Here is a 16,940-nt window from a genome sequence, read left to right on the forward strand (position 1 = left end):
AACGAATGGCTTTCGAGGGGCTGACCCGAGATATCCAGTCGGCACCATTCTTTGATGCCGCGGCTCGCGATATCCTGCTGGTGAAGCGTTGTGACGCCTGTGGACACGTGTGCAATTTCGAAAAATATACGTGCACCGTCTGTTGTTCAGGTGAGCTGTCGGTGACCGAGGCGGTGGGCACGGGCACCATCGAAACGTGGACGGCCACCGCTCTGTCCAAGGATTTCACGGCCGTGGTCGCCATCGTGGAACTTGACGAGGGACCGTGGATTATCGGCCGCGTCTCCGGACTCGGTTCGGACGAATTGTCCCACGGGATGAGAGTCGCAGTCGAATTCGACCGGATCGGATCGGGTGAGCCGGTCCCCATCTTCGTGCGCTCGCCAACGGAGCGGCCCACCGCCGGCTGACGCGGGGCGGGCATCCCCCTACCTGGATCACGCCTTGGGTGTCCGGACGGCTCGGGTGTCGGCATCCGCCGCCGGGGGGAGGGCCGCGGAGGCCAGCAGGGCGAGTTTCTCCGCGTCCTCGCTGCCGGCATCCGCGTGGTACATCACGAGCATCATCCCCTCGGTCCCGGTGACGAGGAGCTTTTCGCGGTTCACGACCAGCATTCCCACCTGCGGGTGGTCGAAGCGCATCAGCCCGGCCTGCATGGGACCGACGTCGTGGCGCGCCCACAGGCGGCGGAAACGCGGGCTGGCCAGCGAGAGTTCCCCGACGAGCTCGATGAAGCGCGGGTCATCGATGTCGGAGCCGACGGACTGGCGGAAGCCGGCGATCAAGCCCTTGGTGGCCAGTTCCCAGTCCGGGATCAGGGCTTGCTCACCCGGGTCGAGGAAGACGTCCCGCAGCCGGTTGGCGCCCACGACGAGCCGGGGTGAGATCGCGGCGGCGAGCGGATTGGCGGCGAGGATGTCGAGGTAGCGGCCCTCGACGAACGCCGGGATCGGCAGGGTCGCGACGAGCTTGGCGATGCCGGACGGCACGGTTTCGCGCGGCGCCCGGCGCCGGCGGTGTGGCCGGTCGGTGGCCAGGCCGAGCAGGTACGCGGTCGTCTCCTCATCCAGCTGCAGGGCCTGGGCGATCGACTCGAGCACCTGGGTGGAGGGCTTGCGGTCGCGTCCCTGTTCGAGGCGGAGGTAGTAGTCGGCGCTGATGCCGGCGAGCATCGCGACCTCTTCCCGGCGCAGGCCGGGCACCCGCCGCACGCCCTGGACGGGGATCCCCACGCGCTCCGGCGCGACCAGCGCGCGACGGGCACGCAAGAAGTGGCCCAGCAGATTCTTGTCGTCGCTCACCCCTCCACGCTAGATCGCGCGCCCGCATCGTGCCTGGTCCTGCCGTCCCCAGGAAGACGGGGACTCTGGCTGTGGCCCGCACGCGTGCGCAACATGGTTGTCATGACACAGCAACGCGTCCTCGTGACCGGCGGCTCCGGATTCATCGCCGGCCACTGCATTCTCCAACTGCTCGAACAGGGTTACCTCGTCCGCGCCACCGTCCGGTCGCTGCACCGGGAGGCCGCCGTGCGGTCCGTACTCACCGAGGCGGGCATGGTCAACGGCGACGCGTTGAGCTTCGTCGCCGCCGACCTCACCGACGACGCCGGATGGGCCGACGCGGTCGCCGACGTGGACTTCGTCCTGCACGTCGCCTCTCCCGTCCAACCCGGACACGTCGACGACCCCGACGAGCTCATCGTGCCGGCCCGCGAGGGCACCCTGCGCGTGCTGCGGGCCGCCCGCGACGCCGGCGTCACCCGAGTGGTCCTGACCTCCGCGTTCCACGCGGTCGGGTGGGGCCACCCGCACGACGACCACGTCTTCACCGAGGCCGACTGGACCGTCATCGACGGCCCCGGCGTCGACGCCTATGGCGTGAGCAAGACCCTCGCCGAGCGCGCCGCCTGGGACTTCGCCCGGGACGAGGGCGGCTCGACGGAGCTCGTCACGATGCTCCCGGTCGCCGTCATGGGGCCGATCATGGGCAAGGACGTCTCCGGCTCCAACCACATCATCCAGCGCATCCTCGAGGGCGACATGCCCGGCTTCCCGAACCTGTTCTTCCCGATCGTCGACGTGCGTGACGTCGCGGCGGCGCACATCCTGGCCATGACGACGCAGGAGGCCGCCGGACAGCGCTTCCTGATCTCCAACGGCCCGGCGGTCCCGATGAAGGAGATCGGCGCCCTCATCAGGTCGAGCCTCGGCGCGGCCGCCCCCAACGTCCCGACCCGGAGCATCCCCGACCTCGTCGTGCGGACCGGCGCCAAGGTCTCCGCGCAGATGCGAGGCATCGCGGCCGATCTCGGCTACGCGCGCAAGACGTCCAACGACAAGGCCCGCAAGGTGCTGGGCTGGCAGCCGCGCGGGCCCGAAGAGGCCATCGTCGCCGCGGCGCAAAGCCTTGTCGCCAAGGGCCTCGTGAAGACCAAGTGAGATGGATGCCCTTGTGACAAACGAAATGCCAGCCGATCAGGTCCACCGGCCCGATCTGCGGGCCAGATACCGGGCCGAGCGGGACAAGCGAGTGCGCTCCGACGGCAACGACCAGTACCTCGAACCGGTGGGCCGCTTCGGCCACTTCACCGCCGACCCCCACACGCCCCCGGTCGACCGGGAACCGGTGGTGGACGACGTCGAGGTCGTGATCATCGGCGGCGGGTTCGCCGGCCTGGTCACCGGCGCCCGCCTGGTCCAGGCCGGGGTCACCGACATCCGCATCGTCGAGTCCGGCGGTGGCCTGGGCGGCGTGTGGTACTGGAACCGCTATCCCGGCGCGATGTGTGACACCGCGGCCATGGTGTACCTGCCGCTGCTGGAGGAAACCGGGCACATCCCCTCAGCCAAGTACGTCGAGGGGCCGGAGATCCTCGCCCACGCCCGCCGCATCGCCGACAAGTTCGGCCTGAACGACGGCGCCCTGTGCTCGACCGTGGTGCGCGAGCTGAGCTGGGACGAGGAGCGCGGCCGGTGGCTGGTCCGCACCGACCGCGGCGACGAGCTCCGGGCCCGCTTCGTCACCCTGGGCACCGGCCCGCTGAACCGGCCCAAGCTGCCGGGCATCCCGGGCATCGAGACCTTCGCGGGCCAGATCTTCCACACCAGCCGGTGGGACTACGACTACACCGGCGGAAACCCGGCCGGCGCGCCCATGACCGGGCTGGCCGACAAGCGAGTGGGGATCATCGGCACCGGGGCGACCGCCGTGCAGTGCGTCCCGCGGCTGGCCCGCGACGCCGGCTCGCTCCGGGTGTTCCAGCGCACGCCGTCCTCGGTCGACGTCCGGGGCAACCGCCCGATCGACCCCGCCTGGTTCGGCGAGCTGGCCCCGGGCTGGCAGCGCGAGTGGCTGCTGAACTTCGCCACGCTGCAGGGCGGCGGGTTCGCCGAGCGGGATCTGGTCATGGACGGGTGGACCGACATCGCCATCCGGATCCGCGACCAGCTCGCCGCCGGCACCGGCGAGCTGACGCCGGAGGTGTTCCGCAAAGCGTACGAGGCCGCCGACGACGACAAGATGGACGAGATCCGCGCCCGGGTCGACGCCGTGGTCGGGGACCCGGGCACGGCCGAGGCGCTCAAACCGTGGTACCGGCAGCTGTGCAAGCGGCCGTGCTTTCACGACGAGTACCTCGACGCGTTCAACCGCCCGAACGTAGAGCTGGTCGACACCGACGGCCGCGGCGTGGAACGGATCGACGCCACCGGGGCCTGGGTGGGCGGGCAGCACTACCCGCTCGATTGCCTGATCCTGGCCTCGGGCTTCGAATTCGGCACGCCCTACGAGCGCCGGTCGGGGTTCGACCCGGTCGGCCGCGACGGCGTCGCCCTGTCCGAGGCGTGGTCCGAGGGCATGGTGACCCTGCACGGCATCCACGTGCACGGCTTCCCGAACCTTTTCGTCATCCAGACCGGCCAGGCCGCCAACCTGATCTCCAACGTCACCCACAACCTGGTCGAGGCCGGCACGACCGCCGCCGCGGTGATCGCCCACGCGCGCGCCACCGGTGCGGTGCGGGTCGAGACGACGGCAGCCGCGCAGGCCGCGTGGGTCGGCCTCCTGCTCGATCCGGCCACGTCGGTGATCTACGACCCGGACTGCACGCCCGGCTACTACAACAACGAAGGCCACCCGACCGGTTTGCGGGAGCGGCGCAACCAGTCTCGCTACCCGGCCGGCGCGGCGGGGTATTTCCGCTACATCGAGGAATGGCGGGACTCGGGGACGTTCGAGGGGCTCGAGTTCCGCTCCGAGCCGGAGGGGAACAGCACCGATGCGGCCTGATGTTCCTGAGAAGGCGCTCGAACTGCGCAGCCTCGTCACGGCGGCCGGCACGCTCGAACTCTCGCTGGCCGAGGTGCCAGTTCCCGCATTGGGCGAGAACCAGGTCCTCGTGCGGATAGAGGCGGCGCCGCTCAACCCGTCGGACCTCATGCTGCTGGCCGGTACGGACATCACCGGAGCGACGTTCACCGGCACCGCCGACCGGCCCGTCGTCACCACGACGCTGGCCGAAGCGACGCGACAGCGGCTCGCCGCCCGTGTCGGCGTGTCTCTGCCGATGGGCAGCGAGGGCGCCGGGACCGTGGTCGCCACCGGAGCGGGGGCGGAATCGTTGCTGGGCCGGACCGTGGCGCTCGCGGGCGCCACCTACGCGCAGTACCGGGTCGCCGACGTGTCGGGCTGCCTGGTGCTCCCCGACGGGGTGACGGCGCGGCAAGGAGCTTCGGCCTTCGTCAACCCGCTCACCGCCCTCGGCATGGTGGTCACCCTGCGGCGGGAAGGCCACGCCGGGCTCGTCCACACCGCGGCCGCCTCCAACCTCGGGCAGATGCTGGTGAAGCTCTGTCTCGAGGACGACGTGCCGCTCGTCTCGATCGTCCGCCGGCCCGAACAGGCCGAACTGCTGCGCTCGATCGGGGCCGAGTTCGTCTGTGACTCGTCGGCGGACACGTTCCTGGACGACCTCGTCGCCGCGATCACGGCGACCTCGGCGACGCTGGCCTTCGACGCTACCGGCGGCGGGGAGCTGGCGAGCCAGGTGCTCACCGCCATGGAGGTGGTGGCCACCACGGCCGGCGCGTTCTCGGCGTACGGATCGAGCGTCCACAAACAGGTGTACGTCTACGGCGGTCTCGACCCGAGCCCGATGGTGCTCACCAGGAACTTCGGTTTCGCCTGGAGTATCGGCGGCTGGTTGCTCCTGCCGTTCCTGGCCAGTGTCGGCGCCGAAGACCTGACGAAGATGCGCGGCCGCGTGGCGGCGGAGCTGACGACGACGTTCGCCAGCAGCTACTCCGGCGAGTTGTCTCTGGCCGGCGCGCTCACCGCGGACGCGATCAGTGCCTACATGAGGCGGGCGACTGGCGAGAAGCACGTCATCACGCCCCAGAAGGAGGAAGCCTGATGCCCCAAGCGCGCGTCAACGGGCTCGACATCGAATACGTGACCGACGGCGATCCCGCCGATCCGCCGTTCCTGCTCGTGCCGGGCCTCGGCCTCCAGCTCACCGTCTGGGACCCCGGTTTCGTGGATCTCCTGCGCCGGCACGGCTTCTTCGTGATCCGCCTCGACAACCGCGACAGCGGCCGGTCGGCCAAGCTCGAAGGCCGGCCGGACCTGAGCGCCGTGTTCAGCGGTGACGTCTCCTCCGTCGCCTATGCCATCGACGACCTGGCCGACGACGCGGCCGGGCTGCTGGCCCGGCTGGGGATCGAGCGAGCTCATGTGGCCGGCATGTCGATGGGCGGCATGATCACGCAGGCGCTGGCGATCCGCTACCCGCGGCTCGTCGCGTCCGCGTGCTCCATCATGTCCACCACCGGCGACCCGGGTGTCGGCGCCCCGACCGCCGAGGCCGCTGCCGCGCTGCTGCTTCCGCCCGGTTCCGACCGGGAGGAAGCGATCGCCCGCTCCGTCGCGATCAGCCGCGCGATCGGCTCCCCGGGCTACCCGGTAAGCGACGACGTGCTGCGCGAACGGGCCGCCGCGGCGTACGACCGCTCCTACTGTCCGGAGGGATTCAGCCGCCAGCTGGCGGCTGTGCTCACTTCACCGGACCGCACGCAGGGCCTCGGCAGTGTGCGGATCCCGTTCCTCGTCGTGCACGGCGAGGACGATCCGCTGATCACTCTCAGCGGGGGCAAAGCCACGGCCGCCGCCGTGCCGGATGCCCGGCTGCTCACGTTCCCGGGCATGGGACACGAGCTACCGCCCCAGTTGTGGGCGGAGATCACCGCCGCGATGGCGGCCAACGCGAACTCGGCGCTCAGCGAAGTCCGTCGAGCAGGACAGTGAGATAGCGGCGGCTGCGGCTCGAGTGTGGCCATCGCCGGCCGAGCGGACGTTCGCGGCATAGGCGATTCCACACGGCATGCTGGTGGCAACGTGCTTGGGCGACGGCGCGTACGCCGGACAGCGGAGGCCGGGATCCAGCCGGTGGTCTCCGCGAGAAAGTTCGGCGAGGGCACGGGTGGCCGCGGCGTCGGCGCGTACGCCGTCGCGAAGCAGTTCGACCACGTCGTGGCGGAGCACAGCGGTGCACGATGGTTCGAGCCCCACGATCGGAGTGCTGGCGGCGAGGGGGACAGCGGAGGGTCCGCGCCGCTCGCGAACCGCCCGCACCAGCCGCGCGTCGAGGTCGATCGGGGCCGCGCCGGCCTTCCACACGGTCGCCGGGGCCAACGCGAACTCGGCGCAGGTCTGCTAGATCAGTATTCCATTGTGCCGTACACGACTCGATCCTTGATTTGATCTCCGTATCTGTGCGATAAAAGTAGTATGAACTTGGATCACCTGTGGTTGCACTTCACCCGTCATTCGGCCGCGGACGACGCGCAAGTGCCCGTCATCGTGCGGGGCGAGGGTGCCTATGTCTGGGACGCGAACGGCCGCCGTTACCTCGACGGGCTGGCGGGTCTGTTCGCCGGGCAGGTCGGCCACGGCCGGGAGGAGCTCGCCGAGGCCGCCGCCCGGCAGTCGCGCGAACTCGCGTATTTCCCCCTGTGGTCGCACGCCCATCCGCGCGCCATCGAGCTGGCTGACCGCCTGGCCGCCGAAGCGCCGGGGGAGCTGAACCGCGTGTTCTTCACCGTCAGCGGCGGCGAGTCGGTCGAGACCGCGTGGAAGCTGGCCAAGCAGTACTTCAAGCGCATCGGGAAACCCGGTAAGCACAAGGTGATCAGCCGTGCGCTGGCCTACCACGGCACGTCCCAGGGCGCGCTCTCGATCACCGGGCTGGCCGGTATCAAGGCCGACTTCGAACCACTGGTGCCCAGCACGATCCGGGTGCCCAACACCAACTTCTACCGCGCCCCCGAGCACGCCGACGACTACGAGGCGTTCGGCCGCTGGGCCGCCGGCCGGATCGAGGAGGCGATCGAGTTCGAGGGCGCGGACACGGTCGCGGCGGTGTTCCTGGAGCCGATGCAGAACACCGGCGGCTGCTTCCCGCCGCCGCCCGGGTACTTCGAGCGGGTGCGCGAGATCTGCGACCGGCACGACGTCCTGCTCGTGTCCGACGAAGTGATCTGCGCGTTCGGCCGGCTCGGGCACGCTTTCGGCGCGCAGCGCTACGGCTACCGGCCGGACATGATCACCACCGCCAAGGGGCTGACCTCCGGGTACGCCCCGCTGGGCGCGGTGCTGATCGACGAGCGCCTGATGGAACCGTTCCGCCGCGACGGCGCGATGTTCAGCCACGGCTCCACCTACGGCGGGCATCCCGTCTCCTGCGCGGTCGCGCTCGCCAACCTCGACCTCATCGAGCGCGAGGGCCTTTACGAGCACGTACTGGCGAACCAGGAGAACCTCCGGTCCACTTTGGACAAGCTGCGCGACCTGCCGATCGTGGGCGACGTCCGCGGTGGCGGCTTCTTCTACGGCATCGAGCTGGTCAAGGACAAGGCCACCAAGGAAACCTTCACCGCCGAGGAGTCCGAACGGGTCCTCAAGGGGCACGTCTCCTCGGCCCTGTTCGACGGCGGACTGTACTGCCGCGCCGACGACCGGGCCGAGCCGGTGGTGCAGCTGGCCCCGCCCCTGATCTGCGGCCAGGCCGAGTTCGACGAGATGGAGCAGATCCTGCGGGGCGCGCTGGAGGGGGCTGCGAAGCTGTTGTGACGAAAGGGTGGCCCGGAACCGTTCCCGGGCCACCCTCGTCGCTGGTTTCAGTGTCCGGTGAAAGTCATGACGTGCTTGACGCGGGTGTAGTCCTCGAAGCCGTAGAGCGAGAGATCCTTGCCGTGGCCCGACTGCTTGAAGCCGCCGTGCGGCATTTCGGCGACGAACGGGATGTGGGTGTTGATCCAGACGCAACCGAAGTCGAGCTTGGCGGACATCCGCATCGCGCGGGCGTGGTCGCGGGTCCACACCGACGAGGCGAGTCCGTACTGGACGTCGTTCGAGTAGCGGACGGCATCGTCCTCGCCGGTGAAGGACTGCACGGTGATGACGGGGCCGAAGATCTCGTGCTGGCTGGCCTCGTCGGCCTGTCGCAGCCCGGAAACCACGGTGGGGGCGTAGAAGTAGCCGTCCTGCCCGACGCGACTCCCTCCCGTGTGGACAGTCGTGTGCCCGGGGAGGCGCTCGATCATGCCGGCGACGCGGTCGAGCTGGGCGGCGTTGTTGAGCGGGCCGTAGGCGACGCCGGGATCGTCGGGCAGCCCGGTGCGGGTGGCGCGGGCCTGCTCGGTCAGCGCGGCGACGAACTCGTCGTGGATCTCCTCCGCCACCAGGACCCGGCTCGCCGCGGTGCAGTCCTGGCCGGCGTTGAAGAACGCCGCGTTCGCGATGCCTTCCGCCGCGGCGGAAAGGTCGGCGTCGGCGAACACCACGACCGGTGCCTTGCCGCCGAGTTCGAGGTGCGTGCGCTTGAGCCCGGCGGCGGCACTGCCGGCCACCTCCATCCCGGCGCGCACCGAACCGGTGATCGACACCATGTCCGGCCGGTCGTGTGCCACCAGCGCGCGACCCGTTTCCCGGTCACCGCACAGCACGTTGAACACGCCCGGCGGCAGGAACTCGCCGGCCACCTCGGCCAGGAGTGCCGTGCTGGCGGGCGTGGTGTCCGACGGCTTGAGCACCACCGTGTTGCCCGCCGCGAGCGCGGGCGCCACCTTCCACACCGCCATCATCAGCGGGTAGTTCCACGGCGTCACCTGAGCGCACACCCCGACCGGCTCGCGGCGGACGAACGAGGTGTGGCCGGCCAGGTATTCGCCGGCGGACTTGCCTTCGAGGATCCGCGCGGCCCCGGCGAAGAACCGGAACTGGTCCGCGCACAACGGGATCTCCTCCGTCGCGGTGAGGGCGCGGGGCTTCCCGGTGTCGGCCACCTCGGTGTCCAGGAACTCACCTGCCCGCGCGTCGATCGCGTCGGCGATCTTCAGCAGGGCCAGCTGGCGCTCGGCGGGCGTGGTCCACCGCCACGACTCGAACGCGCGCGACGCGGCGTTCACTGCCGCGTCGACGTCCGCACTGCCCGAGAGCGCCGATACCGCGTAGCCGCGGCCCGTGACCGGGTCGACGACATCGAGCTCACGCCCGTCCGCGGCTGGGACCTGTTTGCCGTCCACGAAGTTGCCGAACCTGGGCATCGAGATCCTCTCTGATTGCTGAAACCGGGGGAATAGCTACATCGAATCACTGTTTCAGTCAAAAATACAAGAGACATCTATTGATCGAGTAGTGTCAGGGTTGGTCGAAGTGTCGGGTGAGCTGCTGGGATGATGCGCGGATGGGCAAGAAGCGAGGGGCCGACATGCAGCTGGACGAGATCTCGCAGCAGATCATCGAGCAGTTGCAGGAGGACGGGCGACGCTCGTACGGGGCGATCGCGAAGGTGGTCGGGCTGTCCGAAGCCGGTGTGCGGCAACGGGTACACCGGATGGTCGAGGCCGGCGTGATGCAGGTCGTCGCGGTCACCGACCCGTTGCGGGTGGGGGCGCACCGCCAGGTGATGGTCGGGATCAGGGTCTCCGGCCCGCTCGACCCGGTGCTCGACGCGCTCGAAGCCATGCCGGAGGCGGTCTACCTGGTCGTCTGCGCCGGTTCCTACGACATCCTCTGTGAGCTGGTCTGTTCCGACGACGAGGAGCTGGCGGAGCTGCTGTCCGGCCGGATCAGGACGGTCCCGGGCGTGGTGAGCACGGAGACGTTCGTGTACCTGCAGCTGCGCAAGCAGACCTACCGCTGGCGTACCCCCGCGTCCTGACACTGAAACAGTGGCCAACCCGAAATCAGACCTACGGAAACCGTAGACGCGGCTAGATCTTCGACTATATTGGTGGTGTGACCCTCGCTATCGCCACCGATCCGGTGCGCTCACTGGTCGACGCGCGGCCTGGCTCCTTCTGGCTCGACGACCCGGCGAAACCGGCGCCTCTGCCCGCCCTCGCCGGCGGGCAGCACTGTGATCTGCTGGTGATCGGCGGCGGCTACTGCGGGCTGTGGACGGCGTTGCTGGCCAAGGAACGCGATCCCGCGCTCGACGTCGTGCTGATCGAGGCGCAAGAGGTCGGCTGGGCCGCTTCGGGGCGCAACGGCGGATTCTGCGAAGCGAGCCTGACCCACGGCCTCGCCAACGGGATCGCCCGCTGGCCCGGCGAATACGACCAGCTGGAACGGCTCGGCCGGCGCAACCTCGACGAGATCGAGGAAACCCTGCGGCGGTACGGGATCGACTGCGATTGGGAGCGCACCGGCTCGATCAACGTCGCCACCCGCGAGCACCAGGTACGCGAACTGCGGGAGGCCGCGCGACTGGCCACCCGGTTCGGTGCGGAGCGGGAGTTCCTCGATGCCGATCAGCTGCGGGCCGAGGTGAATTCGAGGACCTACCTGGCCGGCCTGCGCGACGAACACGGCACGGCGCTGGTGAACCCGGCCAAGCTGGCGTGGGGATTGCGCGAGGCGTGCCTGCGCGTGGGGGTTCGTGTCTTCGAACGCACCACGGCCACGGACTTGATCCCGCAGGGCCCGGACATCGTGGTGAAGACCGGTTACGGTCGCATCGCGGCCCGCCGGGTGGCATTGGCGACCAACGCGTTTCCTTCCCTGGTGCGGCGTGTGCGTCCCTATGTGATCCCGGTCTACGACTACGTGATGGTCACCGAACCGCTGACTCCGGAACAGTTGGCGTCGATCGGCTGGGGGAGCCGCTGCGGGCTGTCCGACGCGGGCAACCTGTTCCACTACTACCGGCTGACCGCGGACAACCGGATCCTCTGGGGCGGCTACGACGCGATCTACCACTACGGCGCGAAACTCTCCGCCGAACTGGACCAGCGGCCCGCCACGTTCGGTACCCTCGCGGCGAACTTCTTCCGCACTTTCCCGCAGCTGGAAGGAATCCGCTTCACCCATACTTGGGGCGGCGTGATCGACACCTGCAGCCGCTTCTCCGCGTTCTACGGCACCGCCGCCCGCGGCCGGGTCGCCTACGCACTCGGATTCACCGGTCTCGGCGTCGCCGCCACCCGCTTCGCCGCACAGGTGATGCTCGACCGCCTGGAGGGCGCGCGCACCGAACGGACCGAGCTGAAAATGGTGCGCACCAAGCCGCTGCCGTTCCCGCCCGAACCGATCCGCTGGCTCGGCGTCGAGCTGACCCGGTGGTCGCTGGCCCGCGCGGACAGCGACGGGAACCGGAACCTCTGGCTGCGCGGCATGGACGCGCTCGGCCTCGGCTTCGGCAGCTAGCCGGAAGGGAACCCGCGCCCACGGACGAGTTTCCCCGCGTTGTGGGGGCATGCACGATGTGCGGCCTCCTCTCGCGACTGTGGCCGCGGGGTCATGGCCCGCGTCGGAGGTGCCGCTGGCGCTTCCGACGCGCGAATCGCTCGGCATGTCCGAGGCCTCCCGTGCCGTCGGGACGAACGCCCCGGCCGTCCGCGGGCCCGGCAGCCTGGGCCGTCCGCTCGAAACGATCGAGCCAACGATCGCCGCGGACGGCGGGGGCCCGCGTCCGTGGGCGCGCAGGTCAGGAACGGCTACTGGGGACGAGCGGCGGAAACCGCTGCCGTGATCGCGGCACCGAGTTCGGCCGTGGTGGCCTTTCCGCCCATGTCCGGCGTGAGTGGCGCGGTCTCGGGACCGGCGCCGAGCACGCGCTCGATGGCATCGACGATCGCCGCGGACGCTTCGGGGTGGCCGAGGTGGTCCAGCATCAGGGCGGCCGACCAGATCTGCCCGACCGGGTTGGCGATGCCCTTGCCCGCGATGTCGGGAGCCGACCCGTGCACCGGCTCGAAGAGGCTGGGGAACTCTCGCGGCGGATTGATGTTGGCGCTCGGCGCGATGCCGATCGTCCCGGTGCACGCGGGCCCGAGGTCCGAGAGGATGTCGCCGAACAGGTTGCTGGCGACGACGACGTCGAAGTGGTCCGGCTTGAGCACGAAGTTCGCGGTCAGGATGTCGATGTGGAACTGGTCCCGGCCGATGTCGGGGTAACGCTCACCGACCGCGGCGAATCGCTCGTCCCAGTACGGCATCGTGATCGAGATGCCGTTGCTCTTCGTCGCCGAGGTGAGGTGCTTGGCGTCTCGGCTCCGCGCGATCTCGAAAGCGTATTCGAGCACCCGGTCGATACCCGTCCGGGTCATCACCGTCTCCTGGACGACCGTCTCGCGGTCGGTGCCCTCGAAGATCCGGCCGCCGATGCTCGAATACTCGCCTTCGGTGTTCTCACGGACGACGAGGAAGTCGACGTCACCGGGCTCGCGCCCCACCAGGGGACTGGGCACACCTGGCATCAGCCGGCACGGCCGGAGATTCACGTACTGGTCGAAGCGGCGCCGGAACTGGAGCAGCGAGCCCCAGAGCGACACGTGGTCCGGGACCACGTCGGGCCACCCGACGGCGCCGAAGAAGATCGCGTCGAAACCCTTGAGCCGGTCGAACCAGTCGCCGGGCAGCATCGTGCCGGTGCGCGAGTAGTAGCCGGCATTGGCGAAGTCGAACTCCTCGAACTCCAGCGCGAAGTCGTACGCGCGGCTCACCTCGTCGAGGACACGCAGTCCCTCGGGCACGACCTCCTGCCCGATGCCGTCGCCGGCGATGACCGCGATGCGGTGGCTGGTCGCCATGTCGTGTCTGTTCCCTTCAGTCGGTGTGGTGGCACGCCACCAGGCGGTTGTCCAGGAGGCGCGGCTGGGGCGTCTCGGCGGCACACAGGTCCGTCGCCTTCCAGCACCGCGTGCGGAAGCGGCATCCCGACGGCGGATTCGCCGGACTCGGGACGTCGCCGCGGAGCACGATGCGCTCCCGGCCGCGCTCGATGCGCGGGTCGGCGATCGGCACCGCCGACAGGAGCGCCCGCGTGTACGGATGCAGCGGGTTCTCGTACACCTCGTCGACCGGCCCCTGCTCGACGATGGTGCCGAGATACATGACGCCGACCTCGTGACTGAGGTGCCGCACGACGGACAGGTCGTGCGCGATGAACAGGTAGGTCAGGCCGAATTCGCGCTGGAGATCGTCGAGCAGGTTGAGGATCCCTGCCTGCACGCTGACGTCGAGCGCGCTGACCGGTTCGTCGAGGACGAGCACCTCGGGCTCGACCGCCAGGGCGCGCGCGATGCCGATGCGCTGGCGCTGACCGCCGGAGAACTCGAGGGGGAACCGGGAGGCGTGCGCGGGGTCGAGGCCGACCAGTTCGAGCAGTTCCCGCACTCGCTCCTGTCGCCGGCCGGTGTGCAACCCGTGGACGATGAGCGGTTCGGCCAGGATCGCCCCCACGGACAGCCGCGGATTGAGCGACGCATAGGGATCCTGGAAGACCAGCTGGATGCGGCGGCGTACCGACCGGAAGGCGCTCTTGCCCAGCGACGAGATTTCGGCGTCACCGAGGCGTACCGATCCACTCTGTGCGTCGACGAGACGCACGACAGTGCGACCGAGCGTGGACTTGCCGCAGCCGGTCTCGCCGACGAGCCCGAACGTCTGACCTGCCGGAATGCGCAACGACACGCCCGAGACCGCCTGGACCGTCCCAATGCGGCGGGAGAAGAGTCCGCCCCGGATCGGATATTCGGTGACCAGACGATCGATGACGAGTGCGTCGCTCCTGGTGCCGGTCGCGGTCATGCGCTTTCCTCCCGCAGATTGGCGACGCGGTGGCACGCCGCCACGTGGTCGGTTCCCACGGTCTGCGGGGACGGGACGGATTGGGCACAGGGGTCGGCGGCGAAGGACGGGCAGCGTGGGGCGAAGCGGCAGCCGCTCGGCAACGCGGTCGCGGCGGGAGGCTGGCCGGCGATCTGGAAGAGCCGTTCGCCGCGGTCGCGCCGGTCCATGCGCGGCAGCGAGGCCAGCAGGCCACGCGTATAGGGGTGGGCGGTCTCGTAGAAGGTCTGCTCGACCGGGCCCTCCTCGACCTTGTTGCCGGCGTACATGACGAGCACACGGTCGGCGGTCCCGGCCACGACACCGAGGTCGTGGGTGACCAGCATGACCGTCGTCCCGGTGCGGTCCTGGACGGTGCGCAGCACGTCGAGGATCTGTGCCTGCACGGTCACGTCCAGTGCCGTGGTCGGCTCGTCGGCGATGAGCAGCGCCGGGTCGTTGGCGACCGCCATCGCGATGTCGACGCGCTGCCGCATGCCACCCGAGAACTCGTGGGGGTACTGCCGGATCCGGGTCTCCGCCGACGGGATGCCGACGAGTTCGAGCAACTCGATCGAGCGGCGGTGCAGCTCATCACGGGAGGTCTTGGGGTGGTGCACGCTGACCGCCTCGGCGAGCTGGTCGCCGACGGTCATGACCGGGTTGAGCGCGGCGAGGGCGTCCTGGAAGACGAGCGAGATCTCGTTGCCACGCAGCTCCCGCATCTCGCGGTCGGACAAGGGAAGGAGCTCGCGGCCACGGAACCGGATCGAGCCACTGACCCGCGCGGTCGGCGGGAGGAGTCCGAGGATGGCCAGCGAGGTCATGCTCTTGCCCGAGCCGGATTCCCCGACGATGCCCAGCGTCTCGCCCTGGCGGACCTCGAAGCTCAATCCGTCGACCGTGACGGCCGGGCCGCGATCGGTGTCGAACACGACCCGCAGGTCGTCGACCACGAGGAGTGGCTCGGCCGGGCCGTCGTCGTGCGTCACAGTTGCCGTCCTTGTGGGTCGAGGGCGTCGCGAAGGCCGTCACCGATGAAGTTGACGCACAGCACGGTGACGAGGATGAACAGGCCCGGGAAGTACAGGAGGTAGACCTGCGGCGTACCGACCAGGCCCGATGCCTGGCTGAGCATGTTGCCCCAGCTGGTCCGCGGCGGCTGGACGCCGAACCCGAGGAAGCTCAGGGTCGACTCGACGATGATCGCGGAGGCCGCCGCCAGCGAGATGTTCACCGTGATGATGCCGGCCAGATTGGGCAGCATGTGCCGGACCAGGATGCGCGCCGTCGACGTGCCGGTCACCTTGGCCGCGTCGATGAACTCCTTCTCGCGCAGGCTGAGCACCTGTGACCGGACGACGCGGGCGATGTAGGTCCAGCTGATCCCCGAGAGCACCAGCACGATCGTGACCGGCGAGGAGCCGAGTCCGTTGAGCGCCAGGGCCAGGATCGCGATCGCCGGCACGATGAGGAAGAGGTCGGTCAGGCGCATGATCACCTCTCCCACCACGCCGCCCACGTACCCGGCGACGGCACCGACCGCGGTGCCGACGACGGTGGCGACGACCGCGACGAAGAAGCCGATGGCGAGCGACATCCGGCCCGCGTAGAGCAGCTCGCTCAGGTAGTCGCGGCCGAGTTCGTCGGTGCCCAGCAGGTGTGCCCACGACGGTGCCGTCGGACCGAGTGCCAGGTCCTGCACGCCCTGCTTCGCCGGCGCGATCCAGGTGGCGCCGAAGCAGGCGACGACGAGCAGTACCAGCACCACGGTCCCGGCCAGTGCGAGCCGGTGGTGGCGGAATCGCCGCAGCATCGCGCGGGTTCCGGAGATCTGTCCGGCCGAGGCCGTACCCGTACTCATCGCAGCCGCACCCTCGGGTCCAGGATCGCGTAACCGATGTCCGCGATCAGGTTGCACACGACCACCGCGGCCGCGACGACGAGCAGCCACGGCAGCAGCACGAACACGTCACCGGTGAGGAGCGAGTCGAGGAAGAGCCGGCCCATGCCCGGGATGGAGTAGATCTGTTCGGTCACGACGAGGCCGCCGAAGAGCAGTGCCGCGTCGAGGGCGACCACGGTGACGAAGGGCGCGAGCGAGTTGCGTGCCGCGTGGCGGAGCAGGATCCGGCGTCGCGGCACGCCCTTGGCGCGGGCCGTGCGCACGTACTCACTCCCGAGCGCGTCGAGCATCGAGGCACGTCCGAACCTGCTCCACATCGCCACCAGCGTGATGGTCAGGGTCAGCACCGGCAGCACGAGATGCCGCAGGTAGTCCAGGTTGAACCCCGACTGGCCCGGCGAGTGCAAGCCCACGAAGTACAGGAGTGGATCGGTCAGCCCGAACTGTTGCCGCGGCAGGACCGCGAGGAGCTGGATCAGGACCAGCCCGAACCAGAAGGCCGGCAGCGCGATGCCGACGTACGACAATGCGGTCAGGGTGTGGTCGGCGAGCGAGTACTGCTTCACCGCCGAGTAGATGGCGATGAAACCCGCGATGATGACCGCGAACACGATTCCCCAGAAGATCAGCTGCAGGGTCGGCCACAAGGCCTGCAGGATCATCTTCCGGACGTCGCCACCGGTGCGGGTGCTCACACCCCAGTCACCGGTGACGAAACCCTTGAGCCAGAGGAAGTACTGCTCCGGCACGGACTTGTCCAGGCCGAGCCGGATCGTCTCGCGGTGCAGGACCGACGGGTCGCGCGACTGGCGCAGTTTGCCGAGCGGATCGAAGGTCGCCCGGGTCGCCACGAACAGCACGAAGGATGCGATCAGGACGATCGGTACCGACAGCAGCACGCGGCGCACGGCGTACGTGAGCACGA

At 69.5% G+C, this 16,940-nt stretch carries 15 protein-coding genes; 8 read left to right on the forward strand and 7 right to left on the reverse strand.

Annotation, left to right across the window (positions count from 1 at the left end; genetic code table 11):
- Window positions 1-5: 5 nt before the first annotated feature.
- Window positions 6-410 carry a Zn-ribbon domain-containing OB-fold protein gene (locus tag LOZ83_RS32205; protein WP_236795526.1) on the forward strand — a complete coding sequence of 135 codons (405 nt, stop codon included), beginning with the start codon at window positions 6-8 and terminating at the stop codon, window positions 408-410.
- Window positions 411-437: 27 nt separating this feature from the next.
- Here the strand turns inward: LOZ83_RS32205 and LOZ83_RS32210 are convergent, their stop codons facing one another.
- Window positions 438-1,301: a helix-turn-helix domain-containing protein gene (locus LOZ83_RS32210; protein WP_236795527.1), complete on the reverse strand. Its 864-nt coding sequence runs from the start codon at window positions 1,299-1,301 to the stop codon at window positions 438-440.
- Window positions 1,302-1,403: 102 nt separating this feature from the next.
- Here LOZ83_RS32210 and LOZ83_RS32215 point away from each other — a divergent pair, with 102 nt between their 5' ends.
- The 5 genes from LOZ83_RS32215 (at window position 1,404) to LOZ83_RS32235 (ending at window position 8,127) form a co-directional block, all read left to right on the forward strand.
- Complete coding sequence (locus LOZ83_RS32215; protein ID WP_236795528.1) at window positions 1,404-2,441, forward strand: aldehyde reductase; 1,038 nt, start codon at window positions 1,404-1,406, stop codon at window positions 2,439-2,441.
- Window positions 2,442-2,454: 13 nt separating this feature from the next.
- Entirely contained in the window at window positions 2,455-4,290 is a 1,836-nt protein-coding gene (locus tag LOZ83_RS32220; RefSeq protein ID WP_236795529.1) for an NAD(P)/FAD-dependent oxidoreductase, read from the forward strand.
- Complete coding sequence (locus tag LOZ83_RS32225) at window positions 4,280-5,413, forward strand: zinc-binding dehydrogenase (RefSeq protein WP_236795530.1); 1,134 nt, start codon at window positions 4,280-4,282, stop codon at window positions 5,411-5,413. The genes LOZ83_RS32220 and LOZ83_RS32225 overlap by 11 nt, the downstream gene beginning before the upstream one ends.
- On the forward strand, window positions 5,413-6,303 hold the full coding sequence (locus tag LOZ83_RS32230; protein WP_236795531.1) for an alpha/beta fold hydrolase: 891 nt from the start codon (window positions 5,413-5,415) through the stop codon (window positions 6,301-6,303). Before LOZ83_RS32225 ends, LOZ83_RS32230 begins: the two co-directional genes overlap by 1 nt.
- A gap of 483 nt (window positions 6,304-6,786) precedes the next feature.
- On the forward strand, window positions 6,787-8,127 hold the full coding sequence (locus tag LOZ83_RS32235) for an aspartate aminotransferase family protein (protein ID WP_236795532.1): 1,341 nt from the start codon (window positions 6,787-6,789) through the stop codon (window positions 8,125-8,127).
- Between the two features lie 47 nt (window positions 8,128-8,174).
- Here LOZ83_RS32235 and LOZ83_RS32240 read toward each other — a convergent pair whose 3' ends face one another.
- Window positions 8,175-9,602 carry a gamma-aminobutyraldehyde dehydrogenase gene (locus tag LOZ83_RS32240; protein ID WP_236795533.1) on the reverse strand — a complete coding sequence of 476 codons (1,428 nt, stop codon included), beginning with the start codon at window positions 9,600-9,602 and terminating at the stop codon, window positions 8,175-8,177.
- Window positions 9,603-9,742: 140 nt separating this feature from the next.
- Here LOZ83_RS32240 and LOZ83_RS32245 point away from each other — a divergent pair, with 140 nt between their 5' ends.
- The gene (locus tag LOZ83_RS32245) at window positions 9,743-10,219 is read left to right on the forward strand and encodes an Lrp/AsnC family transcriptional regulator (RefSeq protein WP_236795534.1); all 477 of its coding nucleotides are present in this window, start codon (window positions 9,743-9,745) and stop codon (window positions 10,217-10,219) included.
- A 77-nt stretch (window positions 10,220-10,296) separates the two neighbouring features.
- Window positions 10,297-11,706, forward strand: coding sequence for an FAD-binding oxidoreductase (locus LOZ83_RS32250; RefSeq protein WP_236795535.1), 1,410 nt, complete (start codon window positions 10,297-10,299; stop codon window positions 11,704-11,706).
- Window positions 11,707-11,996: 290 nt separating this feature from the next.
- On the opposite strand, the gene LOZ83_RS32255 is transcribed toward LOZ83_RS32250, so the two are convergent.
- The 5 genes from LOZ83_RS32255 to LOZ83_RS32275 are packed head-to-tail and all read right to left on the reverse strand — an operon-like array spanning window position 11,997 to window position 16,938.
- Complete coding sequence (locus LOZ83_RS32255) at window positions 11,997-13,091, reverse strand: tartrate dehydrogenase (RefSeq protein WP_236795536.1); 1,095 nt, start codon at window positions 13,089-13,091, stop codon at window positions 11,997-11,999.
- Between the two features lie 16 nt (window positions 13,092-13,107).
- Window positions 13,108-14,091 carry an ABC transporter ATP-binding protein gene (locus LOZ83_RS32260; RefSeq protein WP_236795537.1) on the reverse strand — a complete coding sequence of 328 codons (984 nt, stop codon included), beginning with the start codon at window positions 14,089-14,091 and terminating at the stop codon, window positions 13,108-13,110.
- On the reverse strand, window positions 14,088-15,101 hold the full coding sequence (locus LOZ83_RS32265; RefSeq protein ID WP_236795538.1) for an ABC transporter ATP-binding protein: 1,014 nt from the start codon (window positions 15,099-15,101) through the stop codon (window positions 14,088-14,090). Before LOZ83_RS32265 ends, LOZ83_RS32260 begins: the two co-directional genes overlap by 4 nt.
- The gene (locus LOZ83_RS32270) at window positions 15,098-15,973 is read right to left on the reverse strand and encodes an ABC transporter permease (protein ID WP_236795539.1); all 876 of its coding nucleotides are present in this window, start codon (window positions 15,971-15,973) and stop codon (window positions 15,098-15,100) included. Before LOZ83_RS32270 ends, LOZ83_RS32265 begins: the two co-directional genes overlap by 4 nt.
- Entirely contained in the window at window positions 15,970-16,938 is a 969-nt protein-coding gene (locus tag LOZ83_RS32275) for an ABC transporter permease (protein WP_236795540.1), read from the reverse strand. The genes LOZ83_RS32270 and LOZ83_RS32275 overlap by 4 nt, the downstream gene beginning before the upstream one ends.
- Window positions 16,939-16,940 lie beyond the last annotated feature (2 nt).

Source organism: Amycolatopsis sp. GM8, assembly GCF_021653975.1.
Classification (GTDB): Bacteria; Actinomycetota; Actinomycetes; order Mycobacteriales; family Pseudonocardiaceae; genus Amycolatopsis_E.

Coding starts and splice junctions, on each gene's coding strand:
- LOZ83_RS32245 (WP_236795534.1), top strand. CDS start 9,743: ATGGGCAAGAAGCGAGGGGCCGACATGCAGCTGGACGAGATCTCGCAG.
- LOZ83_RS32230 (WP_236795531.1), top strand. CDS start 5,413: ATGCCCCAAGCGCGCGTCAACGGGCTCGACATCGAATACGTGACCGAC.
- LOZ83_RS32270 (WP_236795539.1), bottom strand. CDS start 15,973: ATGAGTACGGGTACGGCCTCGGCCGGACAGATCTCCGGAACCCGCGCG.
- LOZ83_RS32225 (WP_236795530.1), top strand. CDS start 4,280: ATGCGGCCTGATGTTCCTGAGAAGGCGCTCGAACTGCGCAGCCTCGTC.
- LOZ83_RS32215 (WP_236795528.1), top strand. CDS start 1,404: ATGACACAGCAACGCGTCCTCGTGACCGGCGGCTCCGGATTCATCGCC.
- LOZ83_RS32240 (WP_236795533.1), bottom strand. CDS start 9,602: ATGCCCAGGTTCGGCAACTTCGTGGACGGCAAACAGGTCCCAGCCGCG.
- LOZ83_RS32235 (WP_236795532.1), top strand. CDS start 6,787: ATGAACTTGGATCACCTGTGGTTGCACTTCACCCGTCATTCGGCCGCG.
- LOZ83_RS32260 (WP_236795537.1), bottom strand. CDS start 14,091: ATGACCGCGACCGGCACCAGGAGCGACGCACTCGTCATCGATCGTCTG.
- LOZ83_RS32255 (WP_236795536.1), bottom strand. CDS start 13,091: ATGGCGACCAGCCACCGCATCGCGGTCATCGCCGGCGACGGCATCGGG.
- LOZ83_RS32205 (WP_236795526.1), top strand. CDS start 6: ATGGCTTTCGAGGGGCTGACCCGAGATATCCAGTCGGCACCATTCTTT.